Origin of the sequence: Collinsella sp. UBA1693 (assembly GCF_002320115.1) — a bacterium.
GTDB classification, from domain to species: domain Bacteria; phylum Actinomycetota; class Coriobacteriia; order Coriobacteriales; family Coriobacteriaceae; genus Collinsella; species Collinsella tanakaei.
On record NZ_DCJT01000007.1, the window covers coordinates 44,957 to 58,788 of the forward strand.

At 61.4% G+C, this 13,832-nt stretch carries 13 protein-coding genes; all 13 read left to right on the forward strand.

The window, feature by feature from the left end; all coding sequences use genetic code 11:
• Positions 1-224: 224 nt before the first annotated feature.
• The 13 genes from B3H65_RS03750 to ftsY all read left to right on the forward strand — a co-directional run bounded on the left by B3H65_RS03750 (position 225) and on the right by ftsY (position 13,782).
• The gene (locus B3H65_RS03750) at positions 225-578 is read left to right on the forward strand and encodes an Asp23/Gls24 family envelope stress response protein (protein WP_009140553.1); all 354 of its coding nucleotides are present in this window, start codon (positions 225-227) and stop codon (positions 576-578) included.
• A 35-nt stretch (positions 579-613) separates the two neighbouring features.
• Positions 614-2,278 carry a DAK2 domain-containing protein gene (locus B3H65_RS03755; RefSeq protein WP_286684185.1) on the forward strand — a complete coding sequence of 555 codons (1,665 nt, stop codon included), beginning with the start codon at positions 614-616 and terminating at the stop codon, positions 2,276-2,278.
• Between the two features lie 11 nt (positions 2,279-2,289).
• The gene (locus B3H65_RS03760; RefSeq protein WP_286684186.1) at positions 2,290-4,467 is read left to right on the forward strand and encodes an ATP-dependent DNA helicase RecG; all 2,178 of its coding nucleotides are present in this window, start codon (positions 2,290-2,292) and stop codon (positions 4,465-4,467) included.
• The gene (gene rsmD / locus B3H65_RS03765) at positions 4,464-5,048 is read left to right on the forward strand and encodes a 16S rRNA (guanine(966)-N(2))-methyltransferase RsmD (RefSeq protein ID WP_009140550.1); all 585 of its coding nucleotides are present in this window, start codon (positions 4,464-4,466) and stop codon (positions 5,046-5,048) included. The genes B3H65_RS03760 and rsmD overlap by 4 nt, the downstream gene beginning before the upstream one ends.
• Positions 5,049-5,108: 60 nt before the next feature.
• A complete protein-coding gene (coaD, locus tag B3H65_RS03770; RefSeq protein WP_009140549.1) occupies positions 5,109-5,603 on the forward strand; it encodes a pantetheine-phosphate adenylyltransferase in 495 nt (164 codons plus the stop codon).
• Between the two features lie 59 nt (positions 5,604-5,662).
• Complete coding sequence (locus B3H65_RS03775) at positions 5,663-6,160, forward strand: ATPase (RefSeq protein WP_117679351.1); 498 nt, start codon at positions 5,663-5,665, stop codon at positions 6,158-6,160.
• Positions 6,161-6,174: 14 nt separating this feature from the next.
• A complete protein-coding gene (locus tag B3H65_RS03780; RefSeq protein ID WP_286684187.1) occupies positions 6,175-6,756 on the forward strand; it encodes a YceD family protein in 582 nt (193 codons plus the stop codon).
• A 142-nt stretch (positions 6,757-6,898) separates the two neighbouring features.
• On the forward strand, positions 6,899-7,078 hold the full coding sequence (gene rpmF, locus B3H65_RS03785) for a 50S ribosomal protein L32 (RefSeq protein WP_009140546.1): 180 nt from the start codon (positions 6,899-6,901) through the stop codon (positions 7,076-7,078).
• Between the two features lie 89 nt (positions 7,079-7,167).
• On the forward strand, positions 7,168-8,187 hold the full coding sequence (gene plsX, locus B3H65_RS03790) for a phosphate acyltransferase PlsX (RefSeq protein ID WP_270480146.1): 1,020 nt from the start codon (positions 7,168-7,170) through the stop codon (positions 8,185-8,187).
• A 160-nt stretch (positions 8,188-8,347) separates the two neighbouring features.
• Positions 8,348-8,590, forward strand: coding sequence for an acyl carrier protein (locus B3H65_RS03795; protein ID WP_009140544.1), 243 nt, complete (start codon positions 8,348-8,350; stop codon positions 8,588-8,590).
• Positions 8,591-8,594: 4 nt separating this feature from the next.
• The gene (gene rnc, locus B3H65_RS03800; RefSeq protein ID WP_286684188.1) at positions 8,595-9,320 is read left to right on the forward strand and encodes a ribonuclease III; all 726 of its coding nucleotides are present in this window, start codon (positions 8,595-8,597) and stop codon (positions 9,318-9,320) included.
• A gap of 11 nt (positions 9,321-9,331) precedes the next feature.
• Positions 9,332-12,868 carry a chromosome segregation protein SMC gene (gene smc, locus B3H65_RS03805; protein WP_286684189.1) on the forward strand — a complete coding sequence of 1,179 codons (3,537 nt, stop codon included), beginning with the start codon at positions 9,332-9,334 and terminating at the stop codon, positions 12,866-12,868.
• Positions 12,868-13,782: a signal recognition particle-docking protein FtsY gene (ftsY, locus tag B3H65_RS03810; protein ID WP_009140541.1), complete on the forward strand. Its 915-nt coding sequence runs from the start codon at positions 12,868-12,870 to the stop codon at positions 13,780-13,782. Before smc ends, ftsY begins: the two co-directional genes overlap by 1 nt.
• Positions 13,783-13,832: the final 50 nt, after the last annotated feature.

Sequence of the window (13,832 nt, forward strand, 5' to 3'; positions counted from 1 at the left end):
CGGTTGCGGCTAAGCAACAAAATTAATTATATCCATGGCTGGGGGAGGCGCAAGGGGGAATTTCAAAAAAGATAAGCGACAAAAGATAGATAACGGTCTTATCAGCACATTGCGCAACGTGTGAAGCGTCTGTTTTTAGGTCTCGCGGTCTCAAGGCGTATTATCATATTAAAGATTACTCCCATGAACTGACGCGACATCCCGCGCGTCGCGGAAGGAGATACATGTCTGAGACCATTACCGGTTCCCTGAACGTCTCGAACGACGTCATCGCCGACATCGCCGGTTACGCTGCCATGTCCTGCTACGGCGTGGTTGGCATGGCTGAGCAGCTGCAGGGCGCTGAGAGCGTTCGTCTGTCCTCCGGCCAGCGCCTTCGCAAGGGCGTTTTGGTTTCCACCGCTGAAGATGGGCTGACCGTAGATCTTCACGTGGTCATCGAGGCTGGTGTCAACATGAGGTCCGTGAGCCAGAACCTTGCCAGCTCCGTCACCTTCACGCTGCAGGAGATCGCCCAGATCGATCCCTCCAAGCTTAAGATCGCTATTCACATCGACGCTATGAAGTCGCGCGCCTAGTACGCGTTGTCCACGAGATGGAGCTGCAACATCTAATGATCGCAAAGACCGTTCGCACCTGTTTTCCCATCGCCGCCGGCGCGGTTGCTGAGAAGGCAGAGGAAATCAACAAGCTCAACGTGTTCCCCGTGCCCGATGGAGATACCGGCACCAACATGTCCCTTACCCTCCAGTCGGTTGTTAAGGAGCTTTCCGCCCTTCCCGTCGATGCTGATATGGAGGCTATCGCTGGCGCCATCACCCACGGTTCTCTGATGGGCGCCCGCGGCAACTCTGGCGTCATCACCTCCCAGATCCTTCGCGGCGTCGCCGAAGGTCTTGTTGGTGCAACCGAGCCCGCCACTTCCGCTCATATCGCCGTCGCGCTTCGCCGCGCCGTCAAGGTCGCTTTCCAGGCTGTCCGCAAGCCGGTCGAGGGCACCATCCTCACCGTCCTTCGCGACATCTCGACTAAGGCCGATGAGTGCGAAAAGAAGCGCATGACCGCCGAGGAAGCTCTCGACGCCATCGTCGTAGAGGCATACCAGTCCGTTGCCCGCACTCCCGATCTGCTTCCAGTTCTGAAGGAGAACGGCGTGGTGGACTCCGGCGCCTTCGGCTTCGCCATCTTCCTTGAGAATTTCGTCGCCGCAGCCCTGGGACGCGCGAGCAACATCGAGGACTTCTCCGCCACGTTCGATGCCGATGCGGATTCTGCAAAGGCCGGCGCCCTGGATCGCGTCAAGATCGAGGCGAATGACGACTGGGAGGGATCGGAGTACCGTTACTGCAACGAGTTCCTCTTCAAGGCTGAGAAGCATTTTGACGAGGACAAGGTGCTGCAGTTCCTCGCCTCTATGGGCGATTGCGAGTTGCTGGTCGGTGCGTATCCCGACTACAAGGTTCACGTGCACTCCAACACCCCCAACCTTGTCCTTGAGCACATGCTCCAGTTTGGCCAGGTCTACGAGGTCTTCATCCACAACATGGACCTGGAGGTCGCCGAGCGCACCGCTAAGATCCATGCCGATCAGGAGGCTGCCGCCGAGCCCGCTAAGCCCCTTGGATTTGTCGCCGTTGCGGCAGGTTCCGGCGAGGCGGAGATCTTGAAGTCCCTTGGCGTTGACGTCGTCGTTTCCGGTGGCCAGACCATGAATCCCTCTACCGCCGATCTGCTTGATGCCGTCGCCAAGGTCAACGCCGAGGCCGTTATCATCCTGCCTAACAACGGCAACATCCGCATGGCTGCGGAGGCCGCTGCCAACGCATGCGAGGACAAGCGCGTTGTGGTCGTTCCCACCAAGACGGTCCCCCAGGCGTTCTCCGCGCTGTTCGCCGTCATGCCCGATGCGGGCGTTGACGACGTTGTCGAGGCAATGTGCGATGCGTACTCCGAAGTCCGCGACGGCGAGGTCACCCGCGCCGTGCGCGATAGCTCCGCTTCCGACGGCTCTCCCATCCACTCCGGTGATGTTATGGGTATCATCGCCGGTTCCATCGACATCGTTGGTTCCGACGTACTCCAGGTCACGGTCGACTGCATCAATCGCATGATGGACGAGGAAGAGGGCGACTCCCTTACCATCCTCGCTGGCGAAGAGCTTTCTGACGATGCGTTCCAGGAGATCCTCGACGCCATCGAGGAGGCCCAGCCCGACCTCGAGATCGATTCCCATCGTGGCGAGCAGCCGCTGTATCCGGTCATCTTCTCTATCGAATAGGGGACAACTCCATGTCGACAGGCGTTAAGCTGCCCGCCGCGTCCGCGCGCCTTGCTCGCTCGGCCGCCCTTAGCGACGACGTCTCTCGACTCAAATACGTTTCTGGCGCTCGTGAGGAGGCCCTTCGCAAGCTCGGTATCGAGTGCGTGGAGGACCTCCTCCTCCACGTTCCGCGCCGTTACTTGGATTTCACCAGGGCCTTCTCCATCGAGCAGGCTCCGCTGGGCGAGGTCTGCACCGTCATCGCCACCGTCGACCGCGTGACCGAGAAGCGCCCGCGGCCCCGCATGGTGGTAACGGAGGTCTCTCTTGTTGACCAAACGGGCGTATTGCAGGTGGCGTTTTTCAAGCAGCCTTGGATTTCGCAGCAGCTGTCGCGTGGGGATCGCCTCGCCGTTATGGGCAAGGTTGAGTTCTCCTACGGCTTCAAGCAGATGGCGTCGCCCCATTTTGAAAAGCTCGACGCCGCATCGGTATCCGGAACGGTGCTGCCGGTGCACCCCGTTCGCGACGGCATAAGCCAGGCTTGGATGAGACGCATCGTTTCCGGTGCGCTCGAGCAGGTTGCCGATTTCTGCGATCCGCTTCCCGCGCGCCTTCGGGCAAAGCGCGGCCTTATGAGTTTGTCACGGTCCTATCGCTCGCTCCACTTTCCCGTCGCCATGCCCCAGCGAGAGCTTGCGCGCAAGCGCCTCTCGTATGAAGAGGTGTATTACCTTCAGCTCGCCTTGCGCTTGCGCGGCAACGCCGGCCTTCTTGGCGTGCGTCCCTTCAAGCACCGGGTTGGGTCGCATGTTGACTCGCTTATCGAGCACCTTCCCTTCAAGCTCAGCGAAGAGCAGCAGCTGGCCGTCGATCAGATCTTGGAAGATATGGCCAACGGCGCATCCGTCATGAACAGGCTTTTGCTCGGCGATGTCGGCACGGGTAAGACCGCGGTGGCAAGCGTCGCTCTTGCAAGCGTGGCAGATTCCTCATCTCAGGCTTGCGTTATGGCGCCAACGGGCGTGCTCGCCCAGCAATATGCAGTAAAATGCGGTCCTCTGCTCGAGCAGGCGGAAATCTCGTGGGCGCTGCTCACGGGATCGACCACGCAGGAGGAACGCGCGCGTATTCTGGATGGGCTGCGCTCCGGCTCCATCGACGTCCTCTTTGGCACGCATGCCGTTTTGGGCGAAGACGTTTTATTTAAGCTGCTAAGCCTCGTCGTTATCGATGAGCAGCATCGTTTCGGCGTCGGTCAGCGCAATGCCTTGCGATCCAAGGGTCCCGGTGCAGATTTGCTGGTCATGACAGCGACGCCCATCCCGCGCACCCTCGCGCTGTCTGTTTACGGCGATCTTGATACCAGCATTATTCGTCATCGTCCGGTCGAGGGCGCCGGCGTCGCCACCAAGGTGTTGGACGAAGCGAACCGCGACATCGCCTACGGCGCTATTCGCGACGCATTAGAACAAGGCCGCCAAGCATACGTGATCTGCCCCTTGGTCGCGGAGAAAGAGGACGACTCAGAACTAGAAGACGTCCCCGCCCTCGAGCGCGATGATGACGGAAAGGTGGTCGCCCCGCCGCTTCATTCGGTTGAGAAGGATATCGAGGCGCTGCGCATCACCTATAGGGGCAAGCGCGTCGAGGCGTTGCACGGTCGCATGTCGTCCAAGGAGAAAGACCGAATCATCTCGGAGTTCCGCTCCGGCGAGATAGACATCCTGGTGTCCACAACGGTGGTCGAGGTGGGCGTGGACGTTCCCAACGCCACGGTCATGCTTATCGAGAACGGAGAGCGCTTTGGTTTGGCAACCTTGCACCAGCTGCGCGGCCGCGTTGGACGTGGTAAGCTATCGGGCTCGTGCTACGTCATGTGCGCCCTCAAGCGCAAGCGGGGCCGTAGGTCTCCTGCCATCGACCGCCTCGAGGCCCTTGAGTCAACGACGGATGGATTTGCGCTGGCAGAGATGGACTTGCGCCTGCGCCATGAGGGAGAGATCTTAGGCTTGCGCCAGCATGGCGGCGTGAGCTTGCGATTTGTTGATTTGGACGATGACGCCGATCTTATCGAGTGGGCGCATGCAGATGCCATCGAGACGCTTCGCTACGCGCCATCGCTCGATTCGGTGGCGACGCTTCCCATCAGGCATCGCGTCATCGATCGCTACGGCGATATCTTTAAGGAGGTTAGCGGCGGATGAGAATCATCGCTGGCGAATGGAGGGGCAGGAAGCTGTCCGAGCCCCGCGGACGGGAAGTCACGCGGCCCACGACCGATCGCGTTCGCGAGGCGTGCGCGTCCATGGTCGATTCTGCGCTGGTAGGGGGCATCGAGGCGGCACGTGTGCTCGACGCCTTCGCGGGTTCCGGAGCCATGGGCATGGAGATGCTGTCGCGCGGCGCCTGCTTCGCGGCGTTTTTCGATATCGATAGGCAGGCAGCCGGCCTGGTTCGAAAAAACCTGGAGTCCATGGGGTGCGCCGGCGCTCGCTACCGCGTTACGTCCGGCGACGTGCTTGCCATGTCGACCCGCGGTCGTCTTTTCGGTGCGCCGTTTAATTTGGTGATCCTGGACCCGCCTTATGATTTCGACCCGGCAGACGTCTCCGCCTTCGTCGAGCGCCTTGCTGCCTCGGGCAGCCTTGCCGATGACGCGTTGGTGCTCTACGAGCACGCCTCCGCCAAGCCCGGACTCGACCCCTTGGGCTTTATCGAGGAGCGCGACAAGCGCTATGGCAGCACGTCGGTTCAGCTTCTTCGGCGTTCGACTGAAGTCGAGTAAACTCGTCCGCGTATTCAATCCATTTTGCCTATCCCATTGATCGCACACATGCGAGGTACTATGCAACAGATTACCCATGCGTTGGTGCCGGGCACCTTCGACCCCATCACCTTTGGCCATATCGATGTAGCGCGTCGAGCGAGCCGCCTGTTCCCGCACGTTACGGTCGCGGTGGCGGAATCCTTGGGCAAAAACGGCGTCGGTACGGTGTTCACGCTGGACGAGCGCGTGGAGCTTGCCCGCACGGCGCTGAGCGACATTCCCAACGTCGACGTGCAGCCGTTTTGCGGCCTGCTTGTTGATTTCGCCCGGCAGGTTGGCGCCGGCGCGGTGGTAAAGGGATTGCGTGCCATGACGGATTTTGAGTACGAGCTCCAGCAGGCAGACCTCAACTACCGTCTGGATTCTGAGCTCGAGTCCATATTCGTGATGAGCTCGCCCCAATACGGGTACCTGTCCTCCTCCGTGGTGCGTCAGATCGCATCGTTTGGCGGGGATGTATCGGAATTCGTTCCCGTTTGCGTTCAGCGCGCCTTGAAAGAGCGGTTTGTATAGTATCTTGCTGCATGTGGTACTATTACCTGTTGATATGCAACCGTTGAAAGGAGACTGCGATGCCGGGCGAGAACCTTCCTGGCGAGAGGATCGAAAGCTTGGTGGATGAGCTCGAGGGCATCATCCAGGAGTCCAAGGCTCCTTTCGGCAAGGCTCAGCAGAAGATTATCGAGACCGAGGTCTTCTTCAACATCCTTGATGAGATCCGCATGAGCTATCCGGAGGAGTGGCAGAAGTCCCGCCGCATCCTTCGCGAGCGCGATGAGCTTCTTGCCTCTGCTACCGCCCAGGCTGATTCCATCATCGCGGACGCTCAGCAGCAGGCGCTCACCATCGCCGGCGAGCAGGAGATTGTCCGCTTGGCGCAGCAGCAGGCAGATGATATTCGCGATCGTGCCCAACAGTACGAGCGCGAGACCCGCTATGCTGCCGAGGACTACGCAGAGCAGGTGTTCACGCATCTGGAGGAGAACCTCAAGAGCCTCACCTCCACCGTCGCCCGTTGCCGCCAGCAGCTCAATGAGAGCGCTAGCCAGTCGCAGAACGGTGCCTGGTAGCTATGGCGAGCGAAATGGACATCCAGCCCGGCGCGGTGGATCAGCCGCAGGCGCCCAGCGTCATCGTCGATCTCACCGGCCAGCTTGAAAATCCCGGCGAATCCATGCCAGTATCCGGCAAGCTTGAGGTGGACGGTTACTCGGTGGGCGATAAACAGCTGCAGCTTTCTGACGGTATCCAATACGATGTGGTTCTCACCAATGCCGGCGACGGTATCCTTGTCACCGGCATGGTTCGCGCGCACGCCACGGGTGAGTGCGACCGCTGTCTGGAGCCAGCGAGCTTCGACGTTGCCGGCGAGATCGAGGAATACTACCTTTTCGAAGAGCCCGAGGACGAGGAAGCCTACGAGGATGGATTCGAGCTGGTGGGGGAGGACCGGCAGGTCGATCTTTCCGGTGCCATCAACGATGCCGTCGTTATGGATACGCCCTTTGTGGTGTTGTGCCGCCCGGATTGCCTGGGTATCTGCCCCACCTGCGGCGCCAACCTCAATGAGGGCGACTGCAGATGCGCGGATAAAGCCGAGCAGGACTGGCTCGATAGCGACGAGAATCCGTTCGCCGCGTTGAAGAACCTCAAATTGGACGATTAAGGCCGCATCCAATCCACGTCTCGTCCACAAATCAGGCGTACGGGGACCGTTATGGAAAAAATACCTGTACACCTGCTGTAACTGTGCTAATATCGCTACTTGCGCGTAATTGTGCTCGATTTAGATTATAAGGAAGGTCAACATGCCAGTACCTAAGCAAAAAAAGGGTCGCGCGAAGACGCATTCCCGTCGCTCCACGAACATGAAGATCACCGCTGCGGCTCGCTCTGTTTGCCCTCGCTGCGGTGCCGTGAAGCTTCCTCACCATGTGTGCCCCAACTGCGGGTTCTACAAGGATCGTGAGGTCATCGTTACCGAGTAACTTACATAAGGTGAGTTACCGTGACGCTATCGCGAAACAGTATGGCCGGCTCGGTGAGTCGGCCATTTCGCTATAAAGGGGGAGTATCCATGAAAGACGTACGCATCGTTGTCGATGTAATGGGAGGGGACGAGGAGCCCCAGGTTGTGCTCGACGGCATCTCCGCCGCCCTTGCCGCCGATCCCGCCCTCACCGTGCTCGCCGCGGGTCCTCAGGATATCGTGGTTCCGTTTTGCGATTCCACCGATCGCGCGGAGGCTCTCATCGCCCCCGATGTCATCACCATGGAAGACGACCCTATCCAGGCTGTCATGACCAAGCGCAAGTCCTCTATCGTCATCGGCTGCCGCGCCGTCAAGAAAGGTAACGCCGACGGCTTCTTCTCAGCGGGGTCTACCGGCGCCGTCACTGCGGCGGGCACCGCCTACGTCACGCCGTTTCGCTACGTGACCGCGGAGGGCGAGCGCCGCCCCATCCGTCCCTGCATCACCTCTACGCTGCCCAACCGCTCGGGGGGCCTTACGGTCTTTTGCGACATGGGCGCCAACCCGGACGTCGACCCGGACGACATGGTGCGCTTCGCCCAGATGGGCGCCGCCTACGCTTCGTGCGTCCTGGGCGTCAAGAACCCCCGTATCGGACTCATGTCCAACGGTACGGAGGACACCAAGGGCTCGCACTTCACCAAGGAATGCTTTCCGTTGATGCGTCAGCAGGTGAAGGGTTTCGCGGGCAACTGCGAGGGGTCCGACATGGTGTCGGGCAACGTCGACGTGGTGGTTACCGACGGCTTTGCGGGCAACGTCGCCCTTAAAGCGACCGAAGGCGCGGCGAAGTTCATCATGTCAGAGCTCAAGGGCGCTCTCATGGGGTCGCTTAAGGGCAAGATCGCCGCGGTGCTTCTTAAGGACGAGCTCAAAGCGATAAAGGCAAAGCTCTCAGGCGATGCCAAGGGCGGCGCGATCCTGCTTGGCCTGCGCGGCGTGGTTCTTATCGGCCATGGGGCGACCTCTGTCGAGGCCGTCAAGAATGGTACGCTCGCGGCTGCAGAAGCGGTCAGAGCGGACCTGGTTCAAAACGTCGCGGATTCTATGGAGGGTATCCTCTAGGGACCGCTCGTCCACCCGTCCACGCATACGGCAACGTTTACCAGCCGCCTTCAACCTTCCTTATCGGTCTGGTTGAGGCGGCTGCTTCAAGCGGGTAGAATCACTAGCATATGCGAAAGGTAACGCCGCCTTCGCGGCTTCACCGAAAGGAGCGCCAACCATGGAGCGCAACGAGATTCTTGAGAAGATCATCGAAATCGCCAGCGATGTTTTGGGCACCAACCCTGACGACGTCAACGAGCAGACCACGTTTGATGACCTGGATGCCGACTCCCTTGATCGCCTTCAGCTTGTGACGGCTATGGAGGACGAGTTCGACCTGGAGATCGATGAGGAGAAGCTTCTCGCCATCAGCTCCGTTGCCGACGCTGTCGAGGCGATCGAATCCGCCCAGGAGGCATAAGGTTTTGACCATAGCAAAGAAACTCGCCCTTGCAGAGCAGATCTGCGGCCACACGTTTAAGAACCGCGACCTTCTGCAAAGCGCTATCACCCATCCATCCGCGGTGGAGGGCCAGCCCGTCTCCGCTTCATATGAACGCCTGGAGTTTCTGGGCGATTCCATACTTGGCTCCATCGTCGCGTTGTCCCTGTTCAAGTCTTATCCCGGCTTTGACGAGGGCAAGCTCACGCGCCTTAAGGTGTCTTTGGTTTCCGGTATGACGCTGTCCGAGGTCGGCCGCGAGCTGGGGATCGATAAGTGCATCGTCTTTGGCGCCTCAGAGACCGGCACCGGTGCCCGCGGCATGCATTCCGCCCTCGAGAACGTATTCGAGTCGCTGGTGGGCGCTATGTATCTGGATGGTGGCTGGGACGTTGCGGAGGAGTTTATCCACCGTACGCTTAAGCCGCATCTGGCGACCGAGCGCGCGGAGCATCCCACCAACCCCAAGAGCTACCTGCAAGAATGCGTGCAGGCTGACCACCTCGAGGCTCCCTCGTACAAGTTGGTCGACACGTCGGGCCCGGCACACGAGCCCGTCTTCACCGCTGTCGCGCTCGTGGACGGAATCCGCCGCGGTCGCGGCTCGGGTTCTTCCAAGAAGGAGGCGGAGGCTGCCGCCGCCCTGGACGCGCTCAACCGCATGGGCTATACCCACAACGGCGTCATCCTTAAAAAGAAGCTGGGCTAAGCGAGGCATCTGTGTATCTCAAATCGCTCACGTTAAAGGGATTCAAATCATTCGCAGACCGGGCTCACATGTCGTTCGAGCCCGGTCTCACCGTGATTGTGGGCCCCAACGGTTCCGGTAAGTCCAATATTTCAGACGCTATTCTGTGGGTCTTAGGCGAGCAGAGCGCCAAGCAGCTCCGCGGCCAGGCCATGGAGGACGTCATCTTCTCGGGCTCGTCCGCGCGCCAGCCCGTGGGCGTTGCCGAGGTCACGTTGGTACTCGACAACTCTGACCACGTGCTTCCCGTCGACTTCAACGAGGTCGCGGTGACCAGGCGCATGTACCGCTCCGGTGAAAGCGAGTACCTCATCAACTCAAGTCCCTGCCGCCTGATGGACATCCAGGACATCCTGCATGACTCCGGATTGGGCAAGGACACGCACTCCATCATCTCGCAGGGCAAGCTCGACGCGATTTTGCAGAGTAGGCCCGAGGAGCGGCGCGCGCTCATCGAGGAGGCCGCCGGCATCTCTAAGCACAAGCGCCGTAAGGAGCGCGCTCTCAAGAAGATCGCCTCTATGGACGAGCATCTCACTCGTGCCCGCGACATCAACAGGGAAATCTCGCGCCAGCTCAAACCCCTTGAGCGCCAGGTCGACCGCGCGCGCAAGTACAAGGATCTTTCTTCGCGTGCTCGAGAGCTCACCCAGATTCTCGCGGTCGACGAGCTCCGCCGCCTGCAGGCGAGCTGGAGCGATATGGAGAGCGCGGCCAAAGAAGCCGATGCTTCGCTGGAACTCGCCCGCTACCGTCTTGCAGAAAAGGAGCGCGAGCTCGAAAAGCTACAGGTCATGCTCGAGGAGAAAGGCCTCTTTGTGGGCGACCTCGGCGAGCAGCGTCGCCATATGCAGGACGTGGTTGGCCGCATAGGGTCCGACATGCGCCTTCTCGAGGAAAAGGGCCGCAACATGGTTGCGCGCCTCTCCGAGATGCGCGGCACCCTCTCGGGTTCAGAGCACCAGCGTCGCCGCGTCTCAAGCGAGCTCGAGGACGTGGAGCGCCAGTTGGACGAGGTCCGCGCCGCAGCGGAGCTGGCCCAGCAGGATGTAGACGAGTACGCGCCGGCTGCGGGCGAGCTGCATAACCGCCGCGTCGAGCTGGACGAGCTCATCTCCAAGCTCAACCGCGAGCAGCGCGACGCCCAGCGCACCGTTGACAGTGCCTCGCTGGAGCTTGCCAAGGTACGCGAATCGCTCTCAAACGCCGAGCTCGAGGATTCCATGTACGCATCGCGCCTGGAGCAGATCGAGGAGAACATCGAGAATATCGACGAGTCGTTGGTCAGCCGTCGCGACCGCGCGGAGGAGGTGGAGGACCTCCTCAGGGCGGCACGCGAGGAGCAGGACGAAGCGAAGCTCGCCATCGAGACCGCGCGAGGCGCCCTCGAGGAGTTGCGTCGCCGCGAAAGCGAGGCGCGTCAGCGCGTGTCCGAGGTTCGCTCGGAGCTCGCAAGCCTGAAGAGGCTGGACGAGAAGATCTCCGAATCCTCCCCGTTGGTATCAAAGATTGCCCATGCTCGCCCCGATTCCATCGCCGGCCGTTTGGGGGACGTCATCGAAGCCCCCAAGGACCTCGAGGATTTGGTCGAGCGACTGCTCGCGAGCGATATCGAGGCCTTCATCCTTAACGGAGCCAGCGACCTCGAGGATGTCGCGTCCCTGGCGATGGGCGAGTCATCCTCGTCCGGCCAGGCGCTTCTGCTGCCCAAGAGCATCGATTCCGTACCGTCTGCCGACGGCGCCGCCGGTTATCGCTTGGTCGAGCGCTTACAGGTCAAAGAGGGCTTCGCTCCCGCGATCTCCGCGCTCATCGGCCATATCTATGTTGTTGAATCCCTGGCTCAGGCCCTGGCTGCCCCCGCGGTGCCCGGAGTTCTCTATGTCACACCCGACGGCGCGAGGGTGACAAATGGCGGCGTCGTTCGCGTTGGCGAGATGGCGTCGCAAACCACCGGCACCCTCGAGCGCAAACGCCGCATTCGCGAGCTCGAGGGCTTGGAGCCCGACCTTGCCTCCGCGTTCGATCATCTGACGCATCAGGTCGAGGATGCCGCGGCGGCCGTGGAGAAGGCTCGTTCGGTGCAGGGCGAGGCATCTGGAAAGATCGCTCGTCTGGACGGCGAGCGCTCCAGCGTGCTGTCGGAGATCGGCCGTTTGGAGCAGTCGCTGGTGCGTATCCTCGCCGAACAGAAGCAACTCAAGCGTCGCCGCGAGGAAGCAGCAGAAGCGGTTCGCGCCGCCCAGCCACGCGTCGACGAGCTGCTCGATGAGCGGGCGGAGGCGCAAGAGCTTTTGGCCGAGCTCGCTTCCAAGGTCGCCGATGCCGCCGACGAGCTCGACCGCGTGCGAGCCAACGACGCCGAGGCGGCAGGCAAGCTCGCCGATGCCAAGGTGCGCCTTGCCCAGTCCAAGGAGCGGCTGCGCAGCCTCAACGCCCGCCAACCCGAGCTCAAGCATCGGCTCGAGGGCATCGACCGTCGTATCCGTGCCACCGAGCAGGCATCGCGTTCGCTCGAGGTGCTGCGCCTTCGCGTTGACCCGTTGCACAATCGCTATCAAGCCCTTTCCGAGCGCGCCATGGACTGGGCCGCTCGCCTGCGCGACCAGGCTTCTATCGAGGAGGCGGACTCCGCCTCGCTCAAGAAGACCATCGAGGACGCCAAGAGCGAGGTCGCCCGCGCCAAGCAGGAGGTGGAGCGCTCCACCGCCGCGGTAAACGATTCCCGCGTCGCCCGCGGCAAGCTCGAGGTGCAGGTTGAAAACGCCATCCAGGCTATCACGGCAGACGGGGAGACGGTGCTCGAGGAGGCGCTGCAGCTGCCCGCGCCCACCGATCGCGCTGCAGCGGAGCGGGAGCTCGAGAGCCTCGCCCGCCAGATCAACAACTTGGGTCCCGTCAACCAGGTGGCCTACCAGGAGTACGAGCGCCTCAAGACGCGCGCGGACTACGTGGAGTCGCAGCTGGCGGACCTCGAGAGCGCGCGCAAGGCGCTCACCAAGATTACCTCGGCCATCGACCGCAAGATGCGCAGGCAGTTCCTCATCACCTTCGAGAAGGTGGACCAAAACTTCCGCGAGGTCTTCAGCATGCTGTTCCCCGGAGGTCAGGCGCATCTGGAGATGACCGACCCCGAGCATCCGGCCGACACGGGCATCGAGGTGGTCGCGCAGCCGCGCGGCAAGCGTATCACCAAGATGATGCTCATGAGCGGCGGCGAGAAGAGCTTGACGGCTCTAGCGCTGCTGTTCGCCGTCTACCGTACCCGTACCGTGCCGTTCTACGTGCTGGACGAGGTCGAGGCGGCGCTTGACGACTCGAATCTCTCGAAGCTGATCGGCGCCATCAACGTGCTGCGCGAGTCCACGCAGCTCTTGGTGGTTTCGCATCAGCGGCGTACCATGGAGGAGGCGGACGTGCTCTACGGCGTGTCCATGCAGGCGGACGGCGTGAGCCGCGTCGTCAGCCAGAAGTTAGATCGTGAAACCGGAAAGGTCGTGAATGCATAATGGGATTCTTTGAAGCGCTTTCCCGCGGCCTCGAGCGCAGCCGCGAGGCTTTAAACGAGGTTTTCTACTTTGGCGGCGAGGTAGATGAGGACTTCTGGGAGAACCTCGAGGACACCCTCGTCATGGGCGACATGGGAGCTGAGATATCCATGCAGGTCACCGACGACCTGCGCGACGAGGCGGCGCGACGCAATCTCAAGACCGCCCGTCAGCTGCGCGGCGCGCTGGCGGACCGTCTATCCCAGGTGTTCGTTCAGCCCGATGGCGACATCTTCCGCGATACCCCCAGCTGCGTGCTGTTTGTAGGCATCAACGGGGCTGGCAAGACCACCACGGTGGGAAAGATCGCCAGCGACATGGCGCACCGTGGAAAGAAGGTTGTGATCGGTAGCGCCGATACGTTCCGCGCCGCCGCCATCGAGCAGCTCGATGTTTGGGGCCAGCGCGCCGGCGTGCCCGTGGTCAAGCGTGAGCGTGGAAGCGATCCTGCCAGCGTGTGCTACGACGTGTTGGACGAGGCTGACCGCTTGGGAAGCGATCTGGTCCTCATCGATACCGCCGGTCGCCTCCATACCTCGCCCGAGCTCATGCGCGAGCTCGCCAAGGTGGTCAAGGTCACCCGCAAGCGCGCCGAGCAGATGAAGCGCGGGCCCATGGCGGTCCACGTGGTGCTGGTCATCGATTCCGCCACCGGTCAAAACGGCCTCAACCAGGCGCTTGAGTTCAACGACGCGCTGGGGCTCGACGGCATCATCATGACCAAGCTCGACGGTACTGCCAAGGGCGGCATCGCGCTCGCGGTCGCCTCGCGCTTGAAGCTTCCCATCTACCGTATCGGCGTGGGCGAGAGCGTGGACGACCTCCAGGAGTTCGATGCGCACGAGTTCGCCCGCGCCCTGGTGGGCGAGGAGTAGCCCCGTTTTGCCGTATAATCACCTGCCAGTGAAAAGATTGTTCGAGTGGG

Bases quoted from the DNA above. Each gene is read 5' to 3' on its own strand.
- B3H65_RS03755 (WP_286684185.1), top strand. From the start codon at position 614: ATGATCGCAAAGACCGTTCGCACCTGTTTTCCCATCGCCGCCGGCGCG.
- rpmF (WP_009140546.1), top strand. From the start codon at position 6,899: ATGCCAGTACCTAAGCAAAAAAAGGGTCGCGCGAAGACGCATTCCCGT.
- coaD (WP_009140549.1), top strand. From the start codon at position 5,109: ATGCAACAGATTACCCATGCGTTGGTGCCGGGCACCTTCGACCCCATC.
- B3H65_RS03795 (WP_009140544.1), top strand. From the start codon at position 8,348: ATGGAGCGCAACGAGATTCTTGAGAAGATCATCGAAATCGCCAGCGAT.
- B3H65_RS03775 (WP_117679351.1), top strand. From the start codon at position 5,663: ATGCCGGGCGAGAACCTTCCTGGCGAGAGGATCGAAAGCTTGGTGGAT.
- plsX (WP_270480146.1), top strand. From the start codon at position 7,168: ATGAAAGACGTACGCATCGTTGTCGATGTAATGGGAGGGGACGAGGAG.
- rsmD (WP_009140550.1), top strand. From the start codon at position 4,464: ATGAGAATCATCGCTGGCGAATGGAGGGGCAGGAAGCTGTCCGAGCCC.
- B3H65_RS03750 (WP_009140553.1), top strand. From the start codon at position 225: ATGTCTGAGACCATTACCGGTTCCCTGAACGTCTCGAACGACGTCATC.
- ftsY (WP_009140541.1), top strand. From the start codon at position 12,868: ATGGGATTCTTTGAAGCGCTTTCCCGCGGCCTCGAGCGCAGCCGCGAG.
- B3H65_RS03760 (WP_286684186.1), top strand. From the start codon at position 2,290: ATGTCGACAGGCGTTAAGCTGCCCGCCGCGTCCGCGCGCCTTGCTCGC.
- B3H65_RS03780 (WP_286684187.1), top strand. From the start codon at position 6,175: ATGGACATCCAGCCCGGCGCGGTGGATCAGCCGCAGGCGCCCAGCGTC.